Below are 22940 nucleotides of genomic sequence, written 5' to 3'. Positions count from 1 at the left end.
TGCGCGACGGAACGTCGGGTGTCGGAGGTATGTTTCCCGGGTGGAGCAGCCCAAGGAGTTCGTCTTCGACATCCCCGTCGGCGCCGGGATCGCCACCCGCGCCAACGCCGATGGACCACCGGCCGTCCCCAAGGACGCGGCCACGGTGATCCTCGTCCGCGACGGGGCCGAGGGCGTCGAGATCTTCCTGCAGCACCGGGTCAAGGGCATGCCCTTCGCCGGCGGCATGACGGTCTTCCCCGGCGGTGGCGTCGACAAGCGCGACGCCGACGCGTCCGTGGCGTGGGCCGGCCCGGCGCCGTCGTGGTGGGCGGCCCGGTTCGGCTGTGACGACGCGCTCGCCCGCGCGTTGACCTGCGCGGCGGTGCGCGAGACGTTCGAGGAGTCCGGCGTGCTGCTCGCGGGCAGCGCCGAGGAGGTCCTCACCGACGTGACGCCGTACGCGCCGGCCCGCCACGCGCTGGAGACCCGCGAGGTGTCGCTGGCCGGGTTCCTCGCCGACGCCGGGCTGACGCTGCGCGCGGACCTGCTGCGCCCGTGGGCGCACTGGATCACCCCCGAGCAGGAGCCGCGCCGGTACGACACCCGTTTCTACGTCGCGAAGCTGCCCGAGGGCCAGCAGGCGGACGGCGCGACGTCCGAGGCGTCGAGCTCCGGCTGGCAGCGCCCGGAGGACGCGATCGCCGACGCCCGCGAGGGCCGCCGGATGCTGATGCCGCCGACCTGGCTGACGCTGAGCGAGCTGGCCGAGTTCGCGACGGCCGACGACGTGCTGAACGCGCAGCGCGAGATCGTCCGGATCGCGCCGACGCTGGTCCGCGAGAACGACCAGGTCCGCGTCGTGCTGGAGCGGCGATGAGCGCCCCGGCCTACGGCGTCCTGCGGCGGGTGTCGGAGACGGCGTCGGTGCTGCTGGAGAACAACCCGTCGTCGATGACGCTCGAGGGCACGAACAGCTGGGTGCTGCGGGCGACGCCGGACACCCCGGCCGTCGTCGTCGACCCGGGTTACCGCGACCTCGAGCACCTGGAGCTGCTGGCCGGCGTCGGCGACGTCGAGCTGATCGTGCTGACGCACTTCCACCCGGACCACGCCGAGGGCGCGCCGTGGTTCGCCGAGCGCGTCGGGGCGCCGGTGCGCGCGTTCGACCCCGCGCTGTGTCTGGATGCTCAGTCCTTTGTGGACGGTGACGTGCTTTCGGCCGGTGGCTTGGACATCCGCGTCCTGCACACCCCCGGGCACACCGCCGATTCGGTGTCGTTGGTGCTCGAGGGTCAGGTGCTGACCGGCGACACCGTGCTCGGTCGCGGCACCACCGTGCTGCACGACCTCGGTGACTACCTGCGGTCGCTGCGCAAGCTGATCGAGCTGCCGGCGGGCACGCGCGGGCTGCCGGGCCACGGTCCGGAGCTGTCCGATCTGCCCGCGACCGCGCGCGAGTACCTTGCCCATCGGGAACAGCGGCTCGACCAGGTGCGTTCCGCTTTGCAGGTGCTCGGGGCGGACGCCACACCGCGCCAGGTGGTCGAAGTCGTCTACGCCGACGTCGACCGGGCACTGTGGGCGCCCGCCGAATGGAGCGTGCAGGCGCAGCTGGACTACTTGCGGTCGGAAGGACAGGGATGAGCAACGTCGAGGTGGAGTTCTACTGGCGGCCCGGGTGCGGGTTCTGTGCCGCGCTCGACCGGCCGATCTCCAAGAGCGGCTTCAACGTCCGGAAGATCAACATCTGGGAGGACCCGGACGGCGCGGCGCGCGTGCGCGAGGTGGCGAACGGGAACGAAACCGTCCCGACGGTGATCGTCGGCTCGGTCGCGATGGTCAACCCGTCGTTCGCCGAGGTTGAGGCCGCCGTCAAGGCCGCTCAGGCGGCCTGAGCGCGGCCCACTCGAGGCTGGGCCGCTTTCCGTGCAGGAAGGCGGCCCAGACCTTGCGCAGCCCGGCCTCCTCTTCGAGGCCCTTCGGCGCGCCTTCGAGCATCGGCGCGGCCCAGACGTCGTGGGTGCCGAACAGGAACGGCAGGTCGACGCAGTGGCACGCGCCGAACCGGTTGCCGGGCGCCTGCCAGTCGAAGCGGAAGGTGACGGCGTCGAGCTTCCCGGCGAGCCGCGGGATGTCACCGGCGAAGAACGTGCTGGTCGCTTTGTCGACGACGTCTTGGGGCGCGTCGGGGACGAACGCGCGTAGCTCGTCCCGCGTCCAGCTGATGAGTGCTTCGCCGTGCGGTGCCGCTTCGATGAGATCTTCCGCGACGAGATCGCCGTCGGCGACGAGCTGGAACGGCGGTTCGAGCGAACCGGGCTTCGTGGTCTTCGCGGCGACCTTGAGCTGCGCTGCGAGCAGCTTGTCCAGTGTGGTCGTTCGGACGTCCACTTCTTGCTGTAGCAGTAAGGCATTCTGATTCGCATCGTCCCAAGTGGACGGTCGCATACCGAGCGGTGCGCTCTGCAGGGCGATCCGCTTGACGAGGTTCCTCGCCCGCGGTGACGACCACAGTGCGAGCGTCGACTGGGCGCCGGCCGACTGACCGCCGAGGGTGACCTCGGCCGGGTTTCCGCCGAACGCGGCGATGTTGTCGCGGACCCATTCGAGGGCGGCGAGCTGGTCGGCGATCCCGAGGTTGGGCGGAACGCCGTCCACGGCCAGGAAACCGAGGGCGCCGAGCCGGTAGTTGAGCGTCACGACGACGGCGTCCGCCTCACGGGCCAGGCGTGTGCCGGTGTACCAGACCTGGGCGCCCGAGCCGCTGGAGAACCCGCCGCCGTGGATCCACACGAGCACCGGGCGACGGCCGCTGGTCGACGGCGTGAAGACGTTGAGCGACAAGCAGTCTTCGCTCTGGGGGAGCGGCATCGGCCCGAGGGCGTGTTCGAGCCGCGACGGCGGCTGCGGCGTCGCGGGCCCGGGTTCGAGGGCGTCGCGGACGCCGGTCCACGGCTTCGGCGGCGTCGGAGGTTCGAAGCGTTTCGCTTCCGCGTAAGGGATCCCGCGGAACGTGCCGTTCAGTCCGCGGACTTGCCCGCTGGTGGTGTCGACGATCATCAGGCCTCCTCTTCGAAGTACACCGCGGCGCCGTACGCGTCCTCGGCGCGGACGAAGAACCCGCGGTCGCGAGTGGTGGTCGGGACGTGCCGCTCGACCAGTTTCCGCGCCTTCTCCAGATCGTCCACCGCGACGCCGTGCGCCGCGAAGTAAGGCAGCCGCGGCGCGGTCTCACCGGGCAGGACGGCGTCGAGGTCGCTCGCGCCGACGATGTCGACGACGTGCTCGCCGCCGGCGATCACGTCGTAGCGCTTGCGGTAGGTCTCGACTTCGTCGTCGGCCACGACCAGCAGGATCCCGGCGACCCGGCGGGCGCCGTTCGGGTGATCGAGGTAGCGCGGCTGGTGGACGTACTCCGGGGTGAGGTGCTCGGCGGTGTGCAGGATGCCTTCGGGCGTCTTGTCGCGGCTGATGTGGACGCTGCGGAAGCGTGCGGTGCGCGTGCCTTCCGGCAGGTCGACGTCGCGCTGCAGCGAGAGCACCCCGGACGTCGAGAGCCCGGCTTCGCGCAGCCGGCGTTCGGCGGCTTCGGAGTCGTCGCAGCCGAAGGAAACGCCGTGCAGGCCGTCGCCGCGCTCGTCCAGGATGGGCAGCACGCGCCACGGGTCGCCGGCGGCCGCGTCGACGACGCCGATCAGTTCGAGGAAGGAGCCGCCGAAGTAGGCGCAGCGGTTCGCCGTGCAGCTCGGCAGCAGTTCGCCGCCCTCGCTGCGGGACGCGAAGTGCCGCGACGGCGGGCTGAGCGTGAAGCCGAGTTCTTCGTAGCGCTGCCAGGTTTTCTCGTAGTTCCGGGTGAGGAAGACGGTGTGGTCGATGTTCATGACCCCAGCGTGGGTTCTCTCGGGCAGCTCTTCCATCCGTGGCGGGATTGTGCGCGAAATCCGACGTTCTCTAGGCTGATTTGATGAATTCCGACTTGCTGGACGACCTGGACCGCCGGCTCGCGCACGCGCTCCAGCTGGACGGGCGCGCGTCGTTCAGCACGATCGCCGAGGTGCTCGGCGTCTCGGACCAGACGATCGCGCGCCGCTACCGCAAGCTGCGCTCGTCCGGAGTGCTGCGCGTGGTCGGCGTCCCGGAGGCGGCGCCGCTGGGCCAGGTCCACTGGCTGGTGCGCTTGAGGTGCGTCCCGGACGCGGCGGCCCCGATCGCGACCGCCCTGGCCCGGCGCGCGGACACACAGTGGGTGAGCCTGATGTCCGGCGGGACGGAGATCGTGTGCTTCATCCGCGCCCCGCAACGCGAGGAAGCGGACGGCCTGCTCCTGGGCCAGCTCCCGCGAACACCGAGAGTGGTCTCGATGACGGCGTACCGCCTGCTACGCCGTTTCGCGGGCGGCCCGGCGGGCTGGCCAGGCCGATCGAGTGCGCTGCCGGAGTCGGCTGTTCTGTCGCTACGCCGTCCCCCTGCCGAGGTCGCCTACCGCCCGGAGCCGGAGGACCCGGCCCTGCTGGCAGCCTTGGCCCACGACGGCCGCGCCGACATGTCGACACTCTCCGCGGCCGCGGGCCGCTCGGAGTCGACAACCCGCCGCCTGGAGCACCTGCGAGACGCGGGAGCGCTGTACTTCGACGTCGAGATAGACGCAGCCCGCCTCGGCTACCCCCTGACGGCGACCCTTTGGCTCACGGTGGCCCCCTCGGCCCTGTCGTCGACGGGCTGCGCACTGGCACAGCATCCGCAGGTCGCCTTCGCGGCGGCCACGACGGGCCCCTCGAACCTGGTGGCGAACGTAGGCTGCCGCGACGACGCGGCCCTGTACGAGTACCTGGCCGACGACCTGGGCGGACTGTCCGGAGTCCAGCAGGTGGAGACGGCCCCGATGGTCCGCACCCTGAAACGCTTCGGCACGCTGGATCCGTGAGTCAGCGGGGCAGCATCGGCATCAGGTAGTACGTCAGCTCCACCTCCCCAGCGTCCACAGCCCGGAGGATGCACGCCCTCATGCCCGGCTGGATCGACAGTTCCACCCGCTCCCCGGCGAACGCGCTCAACGCGTCCAGCAGGTACCGGGCCTGGAACGACGGTGACGTCCGGCCACCACTGACGTCCGCCTTCAGGGTCTCCTCCGCCTCGCCGGCGTCCAGGCGCGCGCTCGCCAGGCGGACCTGTGCGTCGCCGACCTCCAGGGTCAGCACCCGGCGGTCCTCCGCGTACACCCCGACCCGGCGGACCGCTGCCGCCAGGGCGTCCGACTCCAGTGTCACCCTGGTGTCGACCGCGCCCGAGGGGATTGCTTCCTCCGACAGGAAACCCGCGTCCAGGACCGCTGTGCCCACCAAGCCGCCCGCCCAGCTCAAGCCGAACCGGCCCGGTCCCGTGTGGAGTCCGACCACGCCCCGCGCCTGCCGCGCCGCCTCCGTCAGCAGGGCCGCGGGTACCAGGACGTCGAGGGACCCCGGCGACCGCAGCGGCAGCCGGGCGACCGCCATCCGGTAGCGGTCCGACGCCGTCAGCGTCAGCCGGCCGTCGGCGGCCTGGACGCGGACGCCGGTGAACAACGGCAGCGGGTCGTCCTTGGCCGCCGTGCCGGCGACGATCCGCAACGCCGACGCGAACGCCGGTCCGTCCACTTCGGACACTTGGGGTGCGGCAAAAGCCGGAGACGCGGCCGCGGAAGCCAGCAACGGCAACGCGAACCGGGCTTGCTCCAGGCGCAACGCCAGCCGGCTGCCTTCGACGACCAGGCGCACCGGCGCCGCGCCCAGCATCTTCAGCGTCTCGGCCAGCGGGGCCGCGGGCACGGCCACCTCGCCGTCGGTGTGGGTGGTCGCCGGGCAGTCGAACCGGACGGCGAGATCCGGGTCGCTGCCCGCGACCGTCAGCCCGGACGCGTCCGCCCGCAGCCGCAGCGCGGCGCGCGCGGGCAGCAGGCGGGACGCGGCGGAGACGGCCGCCGAGAGGCGGTGAGCAGGCGCGGTGACGTCCATCCCCGCAAGCTAGCGGCGACCACCGACAAAAACGACGCCGTCGCGGAGGGCGTCGAACAGCCGCTCCAGCCGGACGCGGTGGTCGTCCACCACGGCATCCGGCGATTCTCCCGCGACGAGCCGGGAAGCGGTCTCCGTCAGCACCGCGGCGTATCCGGCGATGAAGAAGGCGGCGAGCAACGTCCCGTCGGCGCCGAGTTCCTCGACCAGGACGCCCTGGAGTTCGGCGGCGATCTCCCGGGCGCGCGCGATCAGCGCGGGCGAACCCGCGACGGTCCGGAAGAACGGGATCGAGTGGTCGTTGACGCCGGAAAGCGGGTGACGGTCGTCGAAGAGCCGGAAAGCCGCGTTGCGCAGGGACGTCAGCACGTCGACGTCCGGGGCGCGGTCGCGCACCGCCGCGCGCAGGACCTCGACGGCGTCGTCCGCGCGGTCCAGGAAGAGGTCCTCCTTGCGCGGGAAGTGGTTGAAGACCGTCACGCTCGAGACGCCGGCCTCCTTCGCGACCTCGGCGACCGTGACCTTGTCGTACCCGCGCTCGAGGAACAGCCGAGCCGCGACCTCCGCGATCTTCGCGCGCGTCTGCGGCCCGCCGCGTTCACTCGTCCTGGGCATCCGGACCTCACTCTCTTGTGTAACTAAACTTAGTCGCTTAACCTAGTGGCATGCACACCGAACTGACAGCCCGCTCGCCACGATCGTTGCGGGAAGCCTGGGTGGCCCTGGCGGGGCTGTCCGCGGTCTTCCTCTTCGAGATGCTGGACAACTCGATCCTGAACGTCGCGCTGCCGACGATCGGCCGCGAACTGCACGCGTCGACGACGTCCCTGCAGTGGGTGACCGGCGCGTACTCGGTCGTCTTCGGCGGGCTGATGCTGGCGTTCGGCGCGCTCGCCGACCGGTTCGGCCGGCGGCGGATCATGCTCACCGGGCTGGTCCTGCTCGGCCTCGCGAGCCTGGCGACGGCGTTCGTCGGCAACGCCGAACAGCTGATCGCCGTCCGGGTGCTGATGGGGATCGCGGCCGCGATGACGACGCCGGGCTCGATGGCGCTGGCCTTCCGGCTGTTCGAGGCGGACGACCTGCGCGTCCGGGCGACGACGCTCATCTCGACCGTGGGCCTGGTCGGCCTCGCGATCGGCCCGACCGCGGGTGGTCTCGTGCTCGCGATCGCGCCGTGGCAGGTCCTGCTCCTGGTGAACGTGCCGATCGCCGCGCTCGCGATCATCGGCGTGCGGGCCGGCATCGCCGCGGACGACCCCGCTGACCTCCACCGCGACCCATTGGACGTCCTCGGAGCGGTGCTGGGCACGGCGACGATCGTACTCGCGCTCGTCGCGCCCACCCTGTTCGTGAACGAAGGCACCGGATCGTGGGCGCCGTGGACGGTCACCGCCGCGGCCGTCGCGGGGGCGATCTCGTTCGTCCGCCGCGAGCGCTCGACCCGGTACCCGCTGCTCGACCTGAAGCTCGTCGCCCGCCCGCTGGTGTCGAGCGGCCTGGCGTTCAAGTCCGCGGCCGGGCTGGCGACCGCCGGCCTCGGGTACCTGGTGACGCTGCAGCTGCAGCTCGACTGGGGGTGGCCGCCCGCGCTCGCGGCCCTCGGGCTGCTGCCGCAGGTGGTCGTCCTCGTCGCGGGCGGCGCGTTCGTCAGCCCGTTCGTGCGGAAGGTCGGCCTCGAGCGGGCCGCGTGGCTCAGCGCCGCGGCGGTCGTGCTCGGGCTCGCGTTCTACGCGCTGCTCGGCCGGCTCGGCTACGTCTGGGTCGCGCTGGCGCTGGCACTCGTGGCCGCCGGGCTGCGCGTGGTCGGCGTCGTCGCGGGGGTCAACGTCCTCCGCGGCCTGCCCGAGAACCGCACGACGATCGGCGCGGCCCTCATCGACACCGCGTCGGAAGTCACCACGGGCGCGGGCATCGCCGCGGCGGGCACCATCTTGGCGGCGCTGTTCACCGGCAGCATCGCCACGTCGAACTGGAGCGCCCAGCAGACGTCACAGTTCGAGACGGCGGTCATGATCGCGGCCTTGGTGCTCACGGCGGCCGCCGCAGCGCTGGTCGGCTGGGGTTTCGTCAGGTCACGGCGCGGCTTAGCGGCCGACGCCACGACCTGACGAACTGCCTCAGTGGTCCACGCTCACCAGTTCGGTCGGCTCGACTGCCGCCGGTCGGACGGAGCGGACCGTGCCGCGCAGCAGCCAGACGACCCCGGCCAGCACCACGCCGGCGACGCTCGCCACCAGGAATGCCGTGCTCGGGCCCGCGTGCTCGACTACGTAACCGCTCACCGACTGGCCCATGGCCAGCCCCAGCGTCACCGCCGTCAGGACCCAGCCGAACGCCTCCGCGGCCGTGCCCTCGGGTGCTACCACCTCGATCGCCGCCGAGTGGGCCGTCGACTGCGGGGTGATCAGCGCCCCGGCGACCAGCATCGCCAGCGCCAGGCCCCACAGCGACGACGGCCACGCGAGCAGCGCCACCAGTGCGCCGAACCCGCCCAGCAGCACCGGCAGCCGCACGCCCAGCCGGCGCGGCCACGGTGACAGGCTGTACACGACGCCGAACGCCACCGAGCTCAGCGACCACGCCGACAGCAGCAGGCCGCCGACCGACGCGTGCCCGGCTTCGGTGGCCGACGCCGGGACAGCGACCTCGACGAAGCCGATCACGATGCCGAAGCCGAGCGCGGCCACGGCGAGCGTCCGCATGCCGGGGCTCGACAGCGCGCCCAGCAGCGAGCCGCGCGAAGCGGCGGCCGGGCCCCACGCGCGGACGGCCGGGCTCAGCGCGAACAGCACCGCGCCGGTGAACTGCAGGGCGACGCCCAGCACCAGGCCGGTGCCCGCCCACGGCGCCATGACCAGCAGCCCGGCCACGCCCGGGCCCAGGATGAAGAAGACCTCCATGCTGATCGCCTCGTACGAGAACGCCGCGTTGCGCGCGCCGCCCGGCGGCAGGAGACGCGTCCACAGAGCACGTGACGCCGACCCGACCATCGGCTCCGACAGCCCGGTGGCCGCGCCCAGCGCGACCAGCACGGCGGTCGGCGCGTGCGACTCGATCGCCGTGACGAGCGCGCTCATCAACAGCATCAGGAGGACCGCGACGGTGAGCAGCGGCCGCGTCGGCCCGAACCGGTCGATCAGCCGGCCCTGGATCACCGCGCCCACGGAGACACCGGCGAGTGAACCGGCCGAGACGAGCCCGGCGGCGGCGAAGGAACCGGTTTCACGCTGGACGTAGAGCAGGGCCGAGATGCCGATCATCGCGATCGGCAGGCGGGCGAGCACGGACGCGACGGCGGGCCGCCGGGCCGCGCGGGTCGTCAGCGCGGTGCGGTAGTCGGCGAGGGACGTCCGGCTTTCGTGGTTCGAGGCAGACTGGGACACGCGTACCAGTATGCCGCAGAGTGGTACGTCGGTACCAGTTATTTGACGGTCAGGTGGGTCACCGGCAGACTGGTGGTGGATCTTGGTGCCGAAGCGCGAAGTCTCGATCAGGTAACACTCACGACATTCTGTGTGGTCTCCTGCAACGAAACGGCGCCGACCGCGTCCTTGAGAGTGAATGGCCTTGAATTAGTGGGTATGGGCCGTGATGGTTGAACAACAGCAACAGATAACCCAGCTCCCTCCGGCATATGGGTCGGGGCCTGGCCCGGAGGGCGGGGAGCGCGGATCGTCGGGGGATGGTCCGCGCGACAAACGAAGAGCCGGTGCGCCACGTCGGGGGTGGCGCCCGGCTCTTTGTTTTGGGCAAGCACTGTGGTTTTGCGCTGAGCTATGAAGAAGGCCTCCTGACCCGCAGGTCAGGAGGCCTTCTTCGTGCGTGGAACAGGATCAACGGGCGCGGCGGGCCAGGCGCTCCGGGTCCAGGATCAGGACGCTCTTGCCTTCCAGCCGCAGCCAGCCGCGGTGCGCGAAGTCGGCCAGGGCCTTGTTCACGGTCTCACGGGACGCGCCGACGTACTGGGCGATCTCTTCCTGCGTCAGGTCGTGCGTGACCCGCAGCAGGCCGGCCTCCTGGCTGCCGAACCGCTGCGCGAGCTGCAGCAGCGCGCGCGCCACGCGGCCCGGGACGTCGGTGAAGATCAGTTCCGCGACCATGTTGTTCGTCCGGCGCAGGCGGCGCGCGACGACGCGCAGCAGCTGTTCCGCTATCTCCGGACGGGTCGAGATCCACTGCCGCAGCGCCGGGCGGTCCATCGTGACCGCGCGGACCTCGGTGACCGTGGTCGCGCTCGACGTCCGGGGGCCGGGGTCGAAGATCGACAGCTCGCCGAACATGTCGGACGGGCCGAAGATGCCCAGCAGGTTCTCGCGGCCGTCCGGGGACTTGCGGCCGATCTTCACCTTGCCGGACTGGATGATGTACAGCTTGTCGCCGGGTTCACCCTCGTTGAAGATGACATGGCCGCGGGGGAACTCCACGGATTCCAAGGTCTGGGCCAGCGCCTCCGCCGCTGCCGGCTCCACACCCTGGAAAATGCCCGCACGGGCCAGGGTTTCATCCACCTCGGGTGCCTCCTCGTCGAGAAACGATCACGCTCGGCGTCGGTCGCAGAGCGTGACGCCAGTCACTTGCGCGTCAGTCTAGGGCGTACAGCCGAGATCGCCCGCCGGGCGCGCGGCCCGGCAAACGATCTCGTCCGAACGTGGAGCCTAACTCCGCACGCGCCGCGCGCGTTGCCTGGCTGCCCGTCCGCCCAGCCTACGCAGCCGGAACAGCTCCAGCGCGCGGCCGATGCCGTGCCCGTAGAGCGCCCGGACCTCGTTGGGCTGCGCCTGCTCGAGGAACTCTTCGACCTCGTTCTCCTGCACCGCGACGTGCTTCAACCGGCTCTCCACCCGCTCCATGAACAGGGCGAAGAACATGATCACCAGGGGGACCAGGATGACGAACCAGACGGTCATGGCCGGACTCCTGAACACAGCCGGAAACACTCAGTGAAAAGCATCTACTCCAGATCCTCGCTCATGGCGGCCGGAAACTGCGCCGAGGTGGTGCTCTGGCGTGTCGGTCGTCCACCGGTGCTGTGCCCGGCCCGTCCGACGGCGCCCGTAGGCTATCGGGGTGCCACCTGCCACCACGAACGCCCCCCGTGAGGGCGCTGGTGAAAGCCGGTTAGCTCTGGTGAGACGCGCCAGGCGGATGAAGCGTTGCCTCGACGACGTGTATCCGGACGCCCACTGCGAGCTCGACTTCACCACACCACTGGAACTGCTGGTCGCGGTCGTGTTGTCCGCCCAGACCACCGACGTCCGGGTGAACCTCGTCACGCCCGCGCTGTTCAAGCGCTACCGGACCGCCGCCGACTACGCCGGCGCCGACCGTCCTGAACTGGAGGAATACCTGCGTTCGACCGGTTTCTACCGGGCCAAGGCGAACTCCGTGATGGGGCTCGGCGCGGCGCTGGTCGAACGCTTCGGCGGCGAGGTGCCCGCCAAGCTCGCCGACCTCGTCACCCTGCCCGGCGTCGGCCGCAAGACCGCCAACGTCGTGCTCGGGAACGCCTTCGACGTGCCGGGGATCACCGTCGACACCCACTTCGGCCGGCTGGTCCGGCGCTGGGGCTGGACGGCGGAGGAGGACCCGGTCAAGGTCGAGCACGTGATCGGCGAGCTGATCCCCCGCAAGGAGTGGACGATGCTGTCCCACCGGGTGATCTTCCACGGCCGCCGCGTCTGCCACGCCAAGAAACCGGCCTGCGGCGCCTGCCCGCTGGCCCGGGACTGCCCGTCCTACGGCACCGGCCCGACCGGGTTCGAGGAAGCCGCGAAGCTGGTCAAGGGCGTCGAACGGGACCACATCCTGGCCCTGGCGGCGCCCCGGTGACGACCGTCACCAAATGGGCGCTGGCCGTCGCCGTGCTGGTGGTGGCGCTGATCGTCGCGCTGCTGCCGCGCGGGGGCGCGGACACCGCGGCGACGCCGTCGGCCGGCCTCGCGCCCGCGCGGTCGGCGGCGGCGCTGCAGCCGTGCCCGCCGGCGAGCCCGGCCGCGCCCGTGAAGCAGCTCGACGGCGTCCGCGCCGACTGCCTCGGTGACGGCGCGAGCGTCGACGTCGGACGCGCGCTGGCCGGCGCTCCGGTGCTGGTCAACGTGTGGGCGTCGTGGTGCCAGCCGTGCAAGACGGAGCTGCCCGTGCTCCAGGACTACGCGAAGCAGCCGGGCGCGGTGCGCGTCCTCGGCGTCCAGGTCCAGAGCCCGGCGGAGGACGGCTTGAACCTGCTGGCCCGGCTGGGCGTGCACCTACCGTCGGTGTTCGACGGCGACGGGCAGAGCGGGCCGGTCCGGACCGCGCTCAAGGTGCCCGCGTCGTTGCCGGCGTCGTACCTGGTCACCGCCGCGGGCGCGGTGCGGTTCATCGCGAATCCCCGGACCTTCGGGAACACTGACGAGGTGCGTGTGGCTGTCGAGGGGGCATCGTGATCGGACCGCTGGTCGAGCCGGAGTCGGTTCCGGAGTGGCTCCGGCCGCTGGTCAAGGTCAGCGGTGAGGTCGACTCGAAGACGTTCACCCGGTTCAGCCCGCCCGACGGCGCCTACACCCGGTCCGCCGCGGTGCTCATCCTCTTCGGCGAGAGCGAAGCCGACGGCGAACCGGACGTCCTGCTGCAGCGGCGCGCCGACACGCTCGGCTCGCACGCCGGCCAGGTCGCCTTCCCGGGCGGCGGCGCCGAGGACGGCGACGGCGGCCCGGTCGGCACGGCGCTGCGCGAGGCCGAGGAGGAGACCGGGGTCGTCCCGGCGGGCATCCAGCCTGTCGCGATCCTGCCGGAGCTGTTCGTCCCGGTGTCGGCGTTCGCCGTGACGCCGGTGCTGGCGTACTGGGCCGAGCCGTCGCCGGTGCACGCCGTCGACCCCGGCGAGACGGCGTCGGTGGCCCGCGTCCCGGTGGCCGAGCTGGTCGACCCGGCCAACCGGTTCACGGTCAAGAAGGCCGGCGCGCCGTGGAAGGGCCCGGCCTTCGAGGTCTCGGGCCTGTTCGTGTGGGGGTTCACCGCCGGGTTGCTGTCCGTGTTGCTCGGCCTGGGAGGCTGGGAGCGCGAATGGGACCCGGGCGACGTCCGGGACCTCGACGAGGCGCTGGCCGTGTACCAGGCGCGGATAGCGGCGTCTCACCAGGGCTCCGCCCCGGGCCGGGGGCTCCGCCACCCGGAGCCCCCGAAAGCAGTGGAGGAGTGACACCGTGAACTGGGTCGATGTGCTGGTCCTCCTGCTCGCCGTGCTGGCGGCGGTGTCCGGTGCATACCAGGGCGTGATCATCGCGCTGCCGTCCTTGGTCGGGGTCGTGCTCGGCGCGATCACCGGCATCAAGCTGGCGCCGGTGGTCGTCGCGTTCTTCGACGACCCGGTGTGGAAGGTCGCGTTCGCGGTGGCGACCGTGGTGTTCCTGGTCGCCTTCGGCGAGGCGCTCGGCGTGTACGTCGGCCGCCGGCTGCGGCAGAAGATCAACCCGGACAAGCTCTCCGGCATCGACAAAACCCTCGGCGCGGTCGTGCAGGCCGCGGTCGTGTTCGTGGTCGCGTGGCTGATCGCGACGCCGCTGACGACCGTGTCCGGCCTGCCCGGGCTGGCCAAGGCGATCAACAACTCGGTCGTGCTCGGCAAGGTCAACGACACCATGCCGGCGGCCGCCCAGGGCTTCCCGAGCCAGCTGCGGAAGCTGCTCGACGCGTCCGGCTTCCCGTCCATAGTGGACCCGTTCGAGAAGGCGCCGACGGCGGACACGTCCCCGCCGGACCCGGCCCTGCAGAGCAGCGGGATCGTCCAGCAGCTGCACGGCAGCGTCGTCAAGATCCGCGGTACGGCCAGCTCCTGCTCGCGGTCCCTCGAAGGCAGCGGGTTCGTGATCTCACCGCAGCGGGTGATGACCAACGCGCACGTCGTGGCCGGCACCGACACCGTCGGCATCGAGACGACGCAGGGCGACTACCCGGCGCGGGTCGTCTACTTCGACCCGGAGGTCGACATCGCCGTGCTCGCCGTGCCCCGGCTGAGCGCCCCGCCGCTGCAGTTCGCGCCGGAGACGGCCCGCGCGAGTGACAGCGCGGTCGTGCTCGGCTACCCGCTCGACGGCCCGTACCGCGCGACGCCGGCCCGCGTGCGCGGCCGGATCAACCTGCGCGGCCCGGACATCTACGAGGCCAACACCGTGCAGCGCGACGTCTTCACGGTCCGCGCGGAGATCCGCAGCGGCAACTCCGGCGGCCCGATGGTGACGCCGGACGGCCGGGTCATCGGCGTCGTGTTCGGCGCGGCCGTGGAGGACCCGGAAACCGGCTTCACGCTGACGGCCGAGCAGGTCCGCGGCGAGGTCGACGCGGCGTCGACGCAGACGACGGAAGTCTCGACCGGTTCCTGCGCCGCCTGACACCTGCTGCCGCGGCCGGTCGTGAGTGGTCAGGGCGGTTAGAACCGCCCTAACCACTCACGACCCCGTAGCGCAGGGCGAGGCCGTCGAGCAGGGCGCGCAGGCCCGACTCGAAGAGGTCGTCCAGGACGAGGTCGTAGCCGTTCGTGCTCAGCTCGGTCATCATCCGGGTGAAGATCGGGTGGCCGCTGACCATCGCCGCCATCGCGGGCGCCTGGTGGTCGATCCACTGCTCTTCGGACAGCCCGGACGCCGCGAGCGCGTGCTGCTCGCGTTCGAGGTGGATCGCGATGCCCTGGACGTAGCTGAAGAACAGCACGTGCAGGTCGCACAGGGTGGCGGCGTCGTCGTCCAGCTCGGCCAGCGCCGAAAGCGCCCATTCCGCGTGCGTCGCGAGGTTGCGCAGCGGCAGCGGGCGGGTGATCGGCGTGAGCTGGGCCAGCCACGGGTGCCGCCGGTGGAGCGACCAGAGCGTCCGGCCGGCCAGCGTCAGCCGCTCGCGCCAGCCCGCCGGCGGGATTTCCGGGTAGCCGCGCTCGCCGTACGCGGAGTCGGCCATCAGCAGCACCAGCTCGTCCTTGCCGCGCACGTACCGGTAGGGCGCCATGGCCGCGACGCCGAGCCGGGCCGCCACCCCGCGCATGGACAGCGCGCCGAGCCCTTCGGCGTCGGCGATGTCGATCGCCGTGCGCACGATCCGGTCGCGCGTCAGGCCCTGGTGCCCACCGCGGTGCTCACGTCCGGCGACGACCGTGCCGGACCGCGGCTCCGCGCGCACCAGCCCCTCCTGGTTCAGCAGGGCGAGTGCCTTCGCCGCGGTCGCCATCGCGACGCCGTGATCGGCCGCGAGCCGCCGGGTCGAGGGCACCCGCGCGCCCGGCGGGAGGTCGCCGCGCGCGATCCGGTCGCGTAGCTCCTCGGCGATGACCACGTACTTCACGGTTGCCCCCTGACCTAGCACAGATGGCTATCTGTACTAGTACAGAATTAGTCTCTGAACTGCGATGACTCCAGTGTGATGCGGGCAAGCGTACAACTCTGGAGGAAGCATGCGGAACGTACTGATCTCGGGAGCGGGCGTCGCCGGCGGCACCCTGGCCTGGTTCCTGGCGCGCGACGGCTGGACGGTGACCGTCGTGGAACGCTCGGCCGGGCCGCGCACCGGCGGCCAGGCGGTCGACGTGCGCGGGGTCGCGCTCGACGTCGTCGACCGGATGGGCCTGGGCGAGCGGCTGCGGGCGAAGCGGACGCGGATGCGCGGGATGTCCGTGGTGGACGGTTTCGGGCAGGAGCTGTACCGGTCCGAGGAGTTCACCCACAGCAGCGGCCGGCTCGACAGCGCCGACTTCGAGCTGCTGCGCGACGACGCCGTCGCGATCCTGCACGAGGCGACCGCGGACCGCGTCGAGTACGTCTTCGGCGACTCGATCACGGCGTTGACCGAGGGCGCGCACGGCGTGCGCGTGGAGTTCGAGCACGGCGGCTTCCGGACGTTCGACCTCGTCGTCGGCGCCGACGGCCCGCACTCGGCGGTCCGGCGGCTGGCCTTCGGCCCGGAGGAGCGCTTCAGCACGCACCTCGGCCAGTACCTGGCGATCTTCCCGGCGCCGAACTTCCTGGGCCTCGAGGACTGGCAGCTGTGGGTCCGGCACGAGGAGACCGGCGGCGCGGTCTACCCGGTGCGGGACAACACCGAGCTGCGCGTGACGCTCGGGTTCGGCTCGGCGCCGCTGCCCCCGATGAGCGTCCCGGAGCAGAAGCGGCTGGTCGCCGAGCAGCTGGCCGGCGTCGGCTGGGAGATGCCGAAGCTGCTGGCCGCGATGTCCGAAGCCGAGGTGTTCTACTTCGACGCGATGGCGCAGATCCACCTGGACCGCTGGTCGGCGGGCCGGGTCGCGCTGGTCGGCGACGCCGGGTACTGCGCGTCGGCGCTGTCCGGCCAGGGCACGAGTCTCGCGCTCGCCGGCGCGTACGTCCTGGCGCAGGAGCTCGGCCGCGCCGAGCACACCGACGCGTTCGCCGCGTACGAGCGCCGGATGCGGCCGTTCGTCGCGCTCAACCAGGCGCTGGCCACGGAGAACCCGACCGGCGGACCTTCGGAGGAGTCGCTGGCGCGGGCCAAGAACGCGCTCACGCTCGGCTGAGGAAGTCCACCAGGGCCGCCGACGTGCGGTCCGGCACCTCGAGGTGGGGGAAGTGCCCGACGCCCGGCCAGAACTCCGGCTCGGCGTGCGGGCCCGCCCAGCGCGCGGACGACCTCGCCGTCTCGGGGAGGATGCAGGTGTCGTCGGCGCCGTGCAGCTGCAACGTCGGGGCGGCGATCCGGCGGCCGACGGCGTCGGTGAACCGGCGGCCCTCACCGCGGAACTGCGCGCGGAACGCCCAGCGGTAGTACTCCAGCGCGCTGTGCGCGACGCCCGGCACGAGCATCGCCTGCCGGAACGCCGCCGTGCTCTCGGCGAAGTCCGAAGTGGACCGCCAGGAATCGCCGGCCCACGCGTCGAAGAGGTCCTCGACGGCTTGGGCGTCTTCGCGGGTCAGCCACTTCTCGGGCGCCATCGGCATCTGGAAGCGGAAGAGGTGCCCGGCCGCGCGGCCCTGGCCACGCCAGAGCGTGCGGGCGATCGACGACCGCAGCGCGAGCGGGTGGGCGCCGCCGATGGCCGTCACCGACGACACGAGCCGGGGGTGCAGCGCGGCGACCGTCCAGGCGAGCATGCCGCCCCACGCGTGTCCGACGAGGTGCGCGCGCCGGGCGCCGAGCGACTTGACGAGCCCGCCGATGTCCCCGGCGAGCGTCCACGCGTCGTAACCCCGTGGCGGCTTGTCCGAGTCGCCGTACCCGCGCAGGTCGACGGCGACCGCGCGGTACCCGGCGTCGGCGAGGGCCTGCAGCTGGTGGTGCCAGGTCCACCAGAACTCGGCGAACCCGTGCAGCAGCACCACGACGGGACCCTCGCCGAGCTCGGCGATGTGCAGCCGGATGCCGTTGGCGGAGACGTCGCGGTGCGCCCACGATCCGTCGATGCGGACGATCGACGGATCGGGGGACGGGTGCAACGAACTCAGTCGCGCGTGGTGGTCAAGTCGGCTTCGGGCGCCTTCTGCGGCTTGAGCGCGGCGGCGGTCTCCTTGACGCTGGCGATGGTCCGCTCCGGTGCCTTGAACTTCTTCACCTTGCGGTAGCCGAGGAACCCGGCCACACCCGCGACCAGCAGCATCAGGAAGAACACGATGCCGAACGCGATCCAGCGGTAGCGCACCCACTCCGCCAGGCCTTCGGCCGCGAAGAAGAACAGGAAGAACGTGCTGTACAGGAAGACCGTCAGCGCGATCAGGAAGTAGACGGCGCCCTTGAGGCCCTTCTTCACCTCGCCGACCAGCTCGGACTTCGCCAGTTCCATCTCGGCCCTGACCAGGGTGGAGATGTGCTGGGTCGCGTCGCCGACCAGGCGGCCGAGGGACTGGTCGCCGGGGACGTCGGTGTCGGAGGACAGCGGGAGGTAAGGCACGGCCCCCACGCCGTCGGGGCCGGTGCGTTCGTGTTTGGGGCTGCTCACCGGGTCATCGTGCCATGACGTCGTGGAGCGGGCGCGGCGGACTGTCCGAGTGTCGAGGATCAATCCATCTCGGCGTGGACCTTGCTCCGCCGCAGAAGCATCACCGCGGCCAGCAGGGACGCGATCCCGGACGCGATCAGCACCGCCGCCTTGGCCAGTTCGCTCGCCTCCGCGGGCAGCGCGAGGTCGGCGATCAGCAGGCTGACCGTGAAGCCCACGCCGCCGAGCAGCGACAACGCGCCGATGTCGCGCCAGCCCATGCCGCGCGGCTTCTCGGCGAGCTTCAGCTTCACCGCCAGGAAGCTCGCGCCGAAGATCCCGACGACCTTGCCGCCGAGCAGCCCGGCGAGCACCGCGAGCGGCAACGCCGTCGTGAACACCTTGCCGAGCGAGTCGCCGCTGACCGAGATCCCGGCCGCGAACAGCGCGAAGAGCGGCACGGCGACGGCCGCCGACCACGGCTGCAGCCGGTGCTCCAGCCGCAACGCCGGCGCCTCGGCCTCGCCGTCGTCGGCCCGGACGCGGGTGAGCAGGCCCAGCGCGACGCCGGCGATCGTCGCGTGGATGCCCGCGGAGTGCACCGCGACCCAGGTGACGAGCGCGAGCGGGACGTAGATCCACGCCGTCCGGACGCGCTTGTGCTGCAGGAAGGCGTAGAGCGCCAGGGCCACGACGGCGACGGCCACCGCGACCAGGTCGAAGCCGGTCGTGAAGAGCACGGCGATGACGATGATCGCGCCGAGGTCGTCCACCACGGCCAGCGACAGCAGGAACACCCGCGCGCTCGAGGGCAGGTTCGACGCCGTCAGCGCGAGGACGCCGAGCGCGAACGCGATGTCCGTCGCGACCGGGATCGCCCACGCCCGGTCAATCCCCGGCGTCCCCCAGCCGACGCTCAGCGCGACCAGCGCGGGCACGATCATCCCGCCGATCGCGGCGACGATCGGCAGCACGGCCTGCTTGAACCGCGACAGCTCGCCGATGACGAGCTCGCGCTTGAGCTCCAGCCCGGCGACGAAGAAGAAGATCGCGAGCAGGCCGTCCTTCGCCCAGTCGCCGATGGTGAGGTTCAGGTGGAGCAGCTCCGGGCCGAGCCGGAACTCGCGCAGCACGTGGTAGCTCTCGCGCAGCGGGGAGTTGGCCCAGACCAGGGCGAGCGCCGTCGCGCCGAGCAGGATCATCCCGCCGGTGGTCTCGGTGCGCAGGTAACGCGCGAATTCGCTCAACGGGCGGGACACGGGCGGCTCCTGGGGTCGCTGATCACTGTTGCCGACCAGACTTCCCGGCGCACCTTGACGGTATTTTAATGCCGTTCGTCACCGACCGTTATGGCGGGGACCACACCTTGTGCCGGTGGTGGGTCACACGGTGGCCTCATAACATGCGAACGGACAACGAAGTCCAGACAAAGGATGACTCAGTTGTGAGCACCTCCACCGAGGTCCAGCAGGACAAGAGGTTCTTCGGGCACCCACGAGGGCTGGCGAACCTCTTCGGCGTCGAGATGTGGGAGCGCTTCTCCTACTACGGGATGCTCGGCATCCTGCCGTTCTACCTGTACTACGCGATCGACCAGGGCGGGCTCGCGCTGCCCAAGGCGCCGGCGCTCGGCATCGTCGGCGCGTACGGCGGCCTGGTCTACCTCGCGACCGTGCTCGGGTCGTGGGTCGCGGACCGGCTGCTCGGCTCCGAACGGACGTTGTTCTTCAGCGCCGTGCTGATCATGGTCGGCCACATCAGCCTGGCCGTGATCCCGGGCGTCGCGGGCCTCGGCGTCGGCCTCGCCTGCGTCGCGATCGGCAGCGGCGGGCTCAAGGCGAACGCCACCGGCATCGTCGGCACGCTCTACGCGCCGGACGACGAACGCCGTGACGCCGGCTTCACGATCTTCTACATGGGCATCAACCTCGGCGCGTTCGTCGGGCAGATCCTCACCGGCCTGGTCTGGGACCAGGCGGGCTTCCACTTCGGCTTCGGCCTGGCCGCGATCGGCATGGCGCTGGGCCTGGTCCAGTACACGCTGGGCCGGCGCAACCTGCCGGACAAGGCGAACGAGGTGCCGAACCCGCTGCCGTCGTCGAACCGCCTGCTGGTCGTCGCCGGCGTGGTCGTCGTCCTCGCGCTGATCGTCGTGCTGCTGCTCACCGGTGTCGTCCGGGCGGACAACCTCGCCGACGTCGTGCTCTGGGCGGTCGGCGGGATCTCGATCGTCTACTTCGCGGTGATCCTCTCGAGCCGCAAGATCGACGCCGACGAGCGCAGCCGGGTGTACTCGTTCATCCCGATGTTCATCGCCAGCGCCGCGTTCTTCTCGTTGTACCAGCAGATCTTCACGGTGCTCGCGACCTACGCCGACACCCGCCTCGACCGGCGGATCTTCGGCTGGGAGATGCCGATCCCGTGGGTCGGCTCGGTCGGCCCGGTGTTCGTCATCCTGTTCTCGCCGCTGTTCGCGCTGCTGTGGACGAAACTGGGGACGCGGCAGCCGTCGTCGCCGATCAAGTTCGTCATCAGCACGATCATCATGGGCGTCGCGTTCCTGCTGTTCCTGCCGTTCACCGGCACCGGCCAGAACGGCACGCCGCTGATCGCGATGGTCGGCGTGCTGGCCGTGTTCACCCTGGGCGAGCTGGGCCTGTCCCCGGTCGGGCTGGCGCTGGCCACGAAGCTGGCGCCGAACGCCTTCCGCACCCAGATGGTGGCGCTGAACTTCCTGTCGATCTCGTTCGGCACGGCGATGTCTGGCAAGCTCGCCGAGTTCTACTCACCCGAGCACGAAGGCGCGTACTTCGGCACGGTCGGCGGCGTCGCCATCGTCATCGGCGTCCTGCTGTTCGCGGCGTCGCCGTTCATCCGCCGGATGATGAAGGGCGTGCACTAACCGATCGTGACGCCGAACAGCACCCCGACGAAGTAGGTCACCACCATGGTGAGGGCGCCGACGCCGACGTTGCGGAGGATCGCGCGCCCCACGTGCGCGTCGCCGAGCCTCGCGCTGACCCACCCGGTCAGCGTGAGGCCGACGACGACCGCGGCCGCGCACGCCCACACCCGCAGCGAGACGCCGGTCCAGGCGATGGCCAGCAGCGGCAGCAGCGCGCCGACGGAGAACGCGATCAGCGACGCCCACGCCGCCTGCCACGGGCTGGTCAGGTTGCCCGGGTCGATGCCGAGCTCGGCTTCCGCGTGCGCCTGCAGCGCGTCCTTTTCGGTCAGTTCCCGGGCGACCTGCCGCGCCAGCTCGGGCGAGAGGCCCTTCTGCCGGTAGATGTCGGCGAGCTCGTGCTCCTCGGCCTCCGGCATGGTCGTGAGTTCTTGTTTTTCCAGCCGGATCAGGGCCTGCTCGGTGTCGCGCTGGGTGCTCACCGAGACGTACTCGCCGCCGGCCATGGAGAAGGCCCCGGCGACCAGCCCGGCGATCCCGGCGGTGAGGATCGTGGTGCGTTCGGCGGTCGCCCCGGCCACCCCGACGACGATGCCCGCGACGGACACGATCCCGTCGTTCGCCCCGAGAACCCCGGCCCGCAGCCAGTTCAGCTTCCCACCGACACCTTCGTGCGGCTCGTGGGGATGCGTTTCGATCACCCGGCAAGTGAAACACGAAAGACGTTCCTGAGAGAGTCCTCAGTGGACTTCTCGCTCAGCGGGACCTTCGGTCATGATGGGGGCATGGACGAGCAAGTGTGGCAGCCCCTGCTCACGGTCGAGGGCCTGCCGCTCCAGGGCGGCGAGGGCCGGTTCCGGCTGCTGGAGAGCGCGGACTCGGGGCTGGCGTACTTGATCCACTACCCGGCCGGGGTGTCCTCACCTGCTCATTCGCACGACCACGACTCGATCGTGTACGTCCTGTCGGGTCGCCTGCGGGGCGTGGTGGACGGGGTGGAGTCGATCCTGGAGCCGGGAGATTCGGCGGTGCACCCTCGCGGGGTTTCGCACCAGGTGGAGGCCCTGACGGACGCGATGTGGGTGGAGTTCAAGTCCCCACTGCCGGCCCGCCCCCCGATCGCCTGACCCCCCGCTGCCCCAGCTCCCGTGTCGACCCCCGTGTCGACCCCCTGATCACGCGAGTCGACCCTCTAATCACGCGTGTCGACTGTCCAGTCACGCGAGCCGACTGTCTCGGTGCGCGAGCCGACCCTCCAGGTACGCGAGCCGACCCCTCGGGTGCGTGAGCCGACCGTCCAGGTGCACGAGCCCGACCGCGCAGTTACGTCAGCAGACCGTCTCGGTGCGCGAGCTGACTCGTCGGCCACCGTTTCAAGTGTCTGCCGATACCGGAATTCCAGCGGCCACGCAAACGTCCATCCACAGTCGCGCAAGTTGTCCACAGATCGCTGAGCGGCCGTTTTCGCAGGTGGGGGCCGGTAGACTGGAACAGGGGACGCCCCCCAAGGGAAGGGTGGGGGGCGCCCTTCGGGCGTCGCGGCCGCCGCAAAGCCGCGGAAGGGCCCGGAAGGCGGAAAGGCCCGGCCCCGCCAATGCGGAACCGGGCGCTTCCTGGAGAGAAAGCTGAAACTCAGGCGTCCAGCTCGGCGAGGGCCTGCTTGGCCTTCTCGAGCTCGGCCTCCAGCGCGGCGACCTTCGCGGCCTGCGCCTCGCGGGCCTGGTTGATCACCTCGTCGATCGGGCCGGACAGGTCGGCGTGCAGTTCCTTCGCCGCGCGCGACACCGCGGCGGCGGGGATCTCCAGACCCTTCGCGACCCACTTCGAGCCGTTCTTCAGCTCGGCCTGCCACTCGCCATCGGCGGTGCCGGTGACGGTCAGGATCAGCTCGACCGTGCGGGTCTTCTTCGCCGTCGACGCGGTCGCCGCACCCTTCGGGCGGCCTCGCTTCGGCTTCGGTGCCTCTTCGGCGGCGGGCTCAGCGGAAGCAGAGTCCTCCGAAGGAGCGGCAGCCTCCGAAGAAGCAGCGCCCTCCGAAGAGGTGGACGCGGACTCGGTGACGGTCGTCGCCTCGTCAGTGGCAACGGCGGGCGCCTCAGGGGTCGCCGAAGCCGTTTCCTCGTCGTGCGTCAGGACATCCACGGTCATCGTC

General features: G+C 71.3%; 25 protein-coding genes. 12 read left to right on the top strand and 13 right to left on the bottom strand.

The features are described 5' to 3' along the window. Positions 1-40 precede the first annotated feature (40 nt). From OG439_RS35565 to OG439_RS35555, 3 genes are read left to right on the top strand one after another with little or no spacing between them, the layout of a single operon-like run. The gene (locus OG439_RS35565; protein WP_326944996.1) at positions 41-859 is read left to right on the top strand and encodes an NUDIX hydrolase; all 819 of its coding nucleotides are present in this window, start codon (positions 41-43) and stop codon (positions 857-859) included. Further along, entirely contained in the window at positions 856-1626 is a 771-nt protein-coding gene (locus OG439_RS35560; protein WP_326944995.1) for an MBL fold metallo-hydrolase, read from the top strand. The genes OG439_RS35565 and OG439_RS35560 overlap by 4 nt, the downstream gene beginning before the upstream one ends. Next, entirely contained in the window at positions 1623-1877 is a 255-nt protein-coding gene (locus tag OG439_RS35555; protein WP_247058875.1) for a glutaredoxin domain-containing protein, read from the top strand. The genes OG439_RS35560 and OG439_RS35555 overlap by 4 nt, the downstream gene beginning before the upstream one ends. Here the strand turns inward: OG439_RS35555 and OG439_RS35550 are convergent. Continuing rightward, complete coding sequence (locus tag OG439_RS35550; protein WP_326944994.1) at positions 1855-3042, bottom strand: carboxylesterase family protein; 1188 nt, start codon at positions 3040-3042, stop codon at positions 1855-1857. The two genes, OG439_RS35555 and OG439_RS35550, sit on opposite strands and share 23 nt — an antisense overlap. Then, positions 3042-3863, bottom strand: a complete 822-nt coding sequence (locus tag OG439_RS35545) for a VOC family protein (protein WP_326944993.1) — start codon at positions 3861-3863, stop codon at positions 3042-3044. The genes OG439_RS35550 and OG439_RS35545 overlap by 1 nt, the downstream gene beginning before the upstream one ends. A gap of 83 nt (positions 3864-3946) precedes the next feature. Between OG439_RS35545 and OG439_RS35540 the strand changes: the two genes are divergently transcribed. After that, positions 3947-4906 carry an Lrp/AsnC family transcriptional regulator gene (locus OG439_RS35540; protein WP_326944992.1) on the top strand — a complete coding sequence of 320 codons (960 nt, stop codon included), beginning with the start codon at positions 3947-3949 and terminating at the stop codon, positions 4904-4906. 1 nt (position 4907) lies between these two features. Here the strand turns inward: OG439_RS35540 and OG439_RS35535 are convergent, their stop codons facing one another. Together OG439_RS35535 and OG439_RS35530 are read right to left on the bottom strand one after the other, a co-directional pair. Beyond that, positions 4908-5972 (bottom strand): DNA polymerase III subunit beta, encoded by a 1065-nt coding sequence (locus OG439_RS35535; protein ID WP_326944991.1) that lies wholly within the window; start codon positions 5970-5972, stop codon positions 4908-4910. A 9-nt stretch (positions 5973-5981) separates the two neighbouring features. Continuing rightward, entirely contained in the window at positions 5982-6587 is a 606-nt protein-coding gene (locus tag OG439_RS35530; RefSeq protein ID WP_326944990.1) for a TetR/AcrR family transcriptional regulator, read from the bottom strand. Between the two features lie 50 nt (positions 6588-6637). On the opposite strand from OG439_RS35530, the gene OG439_RS35525 reads away from it, so the two are divergent. After that, positions 6638-8083 (top strand): MFS transporter, encoded by a 1446-nt coding sequence (locus tag OG439_RS35525; protein WP_326944989.1) that lies wholly within the window; start codon positions 6638-6640, stop codon positions 8081-8083. A 9-nt stretch (positions 8084-8092) separates the two neighbouring features. Here the strand turns inward: OG439_RS35525 and OG439_RS35520 are convergent, their stop codons facing one another. The 3 genes from OG439_RS35520 to OG439_RS35510 form a co-directional block, all read right to left on the bottom strand. Then, positions 8093-9358 carry an MFS transporter gene (locus OG439_RS35520; RefSeq protein ID WP_326944988.1) on the bottom strand — a complete coding sequence of 422 codons (1266 nt, stop codon included), beginning with the start codon at positions 9356-9358 and terminating at the stop codon, positions 8093-8095. Positions 9359-9808: 450 nt separating this feature from the next. Next, positions 9809-10483, bottom strand: a complete 675-nt coding sequence (locus OG439_RS35515) for a Crp/Fnr family transcriptional regulator (RefSeq protein ID WP_003081747.1) — start codon at positions 10481-10483, stop codon at positions 9809-9811. A 147-nt stretch (positions 10484-10630) separates the two neighbouring features. Beyond that, positions 10631-10882: a hypothetical protein gene (locus OG439_RS35510; protein WP_247058866.1), complete on the bottom strand. Its 252-nt coding sequence runs from the start codon at positions 10880-10882 to the stop codon at positions 10631-10633. A 238-nt stretch (positions 10883-11120) separates the two neighbouring features. Here OG439_RS35510 and nth point away from each other — a divergent pair, with 238 nt between their 5' ends. From nth to OG439_RS35490, 4 genes are read left to right on the top strand one after another with little or no spacing between them, the layout of a single operon-like run. Continuing rightward, positions 11121-11804, top strand: a complete 684-nt coding sequence (gene nth, locus OG439_RS35505; RefSeq protein WP_326951698.1) for an endonuclease III — start codon at positions 11121-11123, stop codon at positions 11802-11804. Next, positions 11801-12400, top strand: a complete 600-nt coding sequence (locus tag OG439_RS35500) for a TlpA family protein disulfide reductase (RefSeq protein WP_326944987.1) — start codon at positions 11801-11803, stop codon at positions 12398-12400. The genes nth and OG439_RS35500 overlap by 4 nt, the downstream gene beginning before the upstream one ends. Continuing rightward, positions 12397-13155: an NUDIX hydrolase gene (locus tag OG439_RS35495; protein ID WP_326944986.1), complete on the top strand. Its 759-nt coding sequence runs from the start codon at positions 12397-12399 to the stop codon at positions 13153-13155. Before OG439_RS35500 ends, OG439_RS35495 begins: the two co-directional genes overlap by 4 nt. Before the next feature lie 4 nt (positions 13156-13159). Continuing rightward, positions 13160-14344, top strand: coding sequence for a MarP family serine protease (locus tag OG439_RS35490; protein WP_326944985.1), 1185 nt, complete (start codon positions 13160-13162; stop codon positions 14342-14344). 49 nt (positions 14345-14393) lie between these two features. Here OG439_RS35490 and OG439_RS35485 read toward each other — a convergent pair whose 3' ends face one another. Further along, positions 14394-15284 (bottom strand): GntR family transcriptional regulator, encoded by an 891-nt coding sequence (locus OG439_RS35485; RefSeq protein WP_326944984.1) that lies wholly within the window; start codon positions 15282-15284, stop codon positions 14394-14396. Between the two features lie 109 nt (positions 15285-15393). Between OG439_RS35485 and OG439_RS35480 the strand changes: the two genes are divergently transcribed. Continuing rightward, entirely contained in the window at positions 15394-16488 is a 1095-nt protein-coding gene (locus tag OG439_RS35480; RefSeq protein ID WP_326944983.1) for an FAD-dependent monooxygenase, read from the top strand. Here OG439_RS35480 and OG439_RS35475 read toward each other — a convergent pair. From OG439_RS35475 to nhaA, 3 genes are read right to left on the bottom strand one after another with little or no spacing between them, the layout of a single operon-like run. Then, on the bottom strand, positions 16475-17404 hold the full coding sequence (locus OG439_RS35475; protein ID WP_326944982.1) for an alpha/beta fold hydrolase: 930 nt from the start codon (positions 17402-17404) through the stop codon (positions 16475-16477). The genes OG439_RS35480 and OG439_RS35475 overlap by 14 nt on opposite strands. A 5-nt stretch (positions 17405-17409) precedes the next feature. Beyond that, positions 17410-17904, bottom strand: a complete 495-nt coding sequence (locus tag OG439_RS35470; RefSeq protein ID WP_326944981.1) for a phage holin family protein — start codon at positions 17902-17904, stop codon at positions 17410-17412. 59 nt (positions 17905-17963) lie between these two features. After that, complete coding sequence (nhaA, locus tag OG439_RS35465; RefSeq protein WP_326944980.1) at positions 17964-19142, bottom strand: Na+/H+ antiporter NhaA; 1179 nt, start codon at positions 19140-19142, stop codon at positions 17964-17966. Between the two features lie 185 nt (positions 19143-19327). Between nhaA and OG439_RS35460 the strand changes: the two genes are divergently transcribed. Further along, positions 19328-20785, top strand: coding sequence for a peptide MFS transporter (locus OG439_RS35460; RefSeq protein ID WP_326944979.1), 1458 nt, complete (start codon positions 19328-19330; stop codon positions 20783-20785). Here OG439_RS35460 and OG439_RS35455 read toward each other — a convergent pair. Continuing rightward, on the bottom strand, positions 20782-21489 hold the full coding sequence (locus tag OG439_RS35455) for a VIT1/CCC1 transporter family protein (RefSeq protein ID WP_326944978.1): 708 nt from the start codon (positions 21487-21489) through the stop codon (positions 20782-20784). The genes OG439_RS35460 and OG439_RS35455 overlap by 4 nt on opposite strands. A gap of 84 nt (positions 21490-21573) precedes the next feature. Between OG439_RS35455 and OG439_RS35450 the strand changes: the two genes are divergently transcribed. Further along, the gene (locus tag OG439_RS35450; protein ID WP_326944977.1) at positions 21574-21915 is read left to right on the top strand and encodes a cupin domain-containing protein; all 342 of its coding nucleotides are present in this window, start codon (positions 21574-21576) and stop codon (positions 21913-21915) included. 505 nt (positions 21916-22420) lie between these two features. Here the strand turns inward: OG439_RS35450 and OG439_RS35445 are convergent. Beyond that, a complete protein-coding gene (locus tag OG439_RS35445) occupies positions 22421-22936 on the bottom strand; it encodes a DUF6319 family protein (protein WP_326944976.1) in 516 nt (171 codons plus the stop codon). Between the last annotated feature and the right edge of the window lie 4 nt (positions 22937-22940).

Source organism: Amycolatopsis sp. NBC_01307 (genome assembly GCF_035975215.1).
Lineage (GTDB): Bacteria > Actinomycetota > Actinomycetes > Mycobacteriales > Pseudonocardiaceae > Amycolatopsis.
Note: the sequence above shows the minus strand (reverse complement) of the source record. Positions and strands in the feature narration are given on the sequence as shown.

Coding starts and splice junctions, on each gene's coding strand:
- OG439_RS35445 (WP_326944976.1), bottom strand. CDS start 22,936: ATGACCGTGGATGTCCTGACGCACGACGAGGAAACGGCTTCGGCGACC.
- OG439_RS35545 (WP_326944993.1), bottom strand. CDS start 3,863: ATGAACATCGACCACACCGTCTTCCTCACCCGGAACTACGAGAAAACC.
- OG439_RS35450 (WP_326944977.1), top strand. CDS start 21,574: ATGGACGAGCAAGTGTGGCAGCCCCTGCTCACGGTCGAGGGCCTGCCG.
- OG439_RS35555 (WP_247058875.1), top strand. CDS start 1,623: ATGAGCAACGTCGAGGTGGAGTTCTACTGGCGGCCCGGGTGCGGGTTC.
- OG439_RS35525 (WP_326944989.1), top strand. CDS start 6,638: ATGCACACCGAACTGACAGCCCGCTCGCCACGATCGTTGCGGGAAGCC.
- OG439_RS35535 (WP_326944991.1), bottom strand. CDS start 5,972: ATGGACGTCACCGCGCCTGCTCACCGCCTCTCGGCGGCCGTCTCCGCC.
- OG439_RS35540 (WP_326944992.1), top strand. CDS start 3,947: ATGAATTCCGACTTGCTGGACGACCTGGACCGCCGGCTCGCGCACGCG.
- nth (WP_326951698.1), top strand. CDS start 11,121: ATGAAGCGTTGCCTCGACGACGTGTATCCGGACGCCCACTGCGAGCTC.
- OG439_RS35530 (WP_326944990.1), bottom strand. CDS start 6,587: ATGCCCAGGACGAGTGAACGCGGCGGGCCGCAGACGCGCGCGAAGATC.
- OG439_RS35510 (WP_247058866.1), bottom strand. CDS start 10,882: ATGACCGTCTGGTTCGTCATCCTGGTCCCCCTGGTGATCATGTTCTTC.
- OG439_RS35550 (WP_326944994.1), bottom strand. CDS start 3,042: ATGATCGTCGACACCACCAGCGGGCAAGTCCGCGGACTGAACGGCACG.
- OG439_RS35560 (WP_326944995.1), top strand. CDS start 856: ATGAGCGCCCCGGCCTACGGCGTCCTGCGGCGGGTGTCGGAGACGGCG.
- OG439_RS35480 (WP_326944983.1), top strand. CDS start 15,394: ATGCGGAACGTACTGATCTCGGGAGCGGGCGTCGCCGGCGGCACCCTG.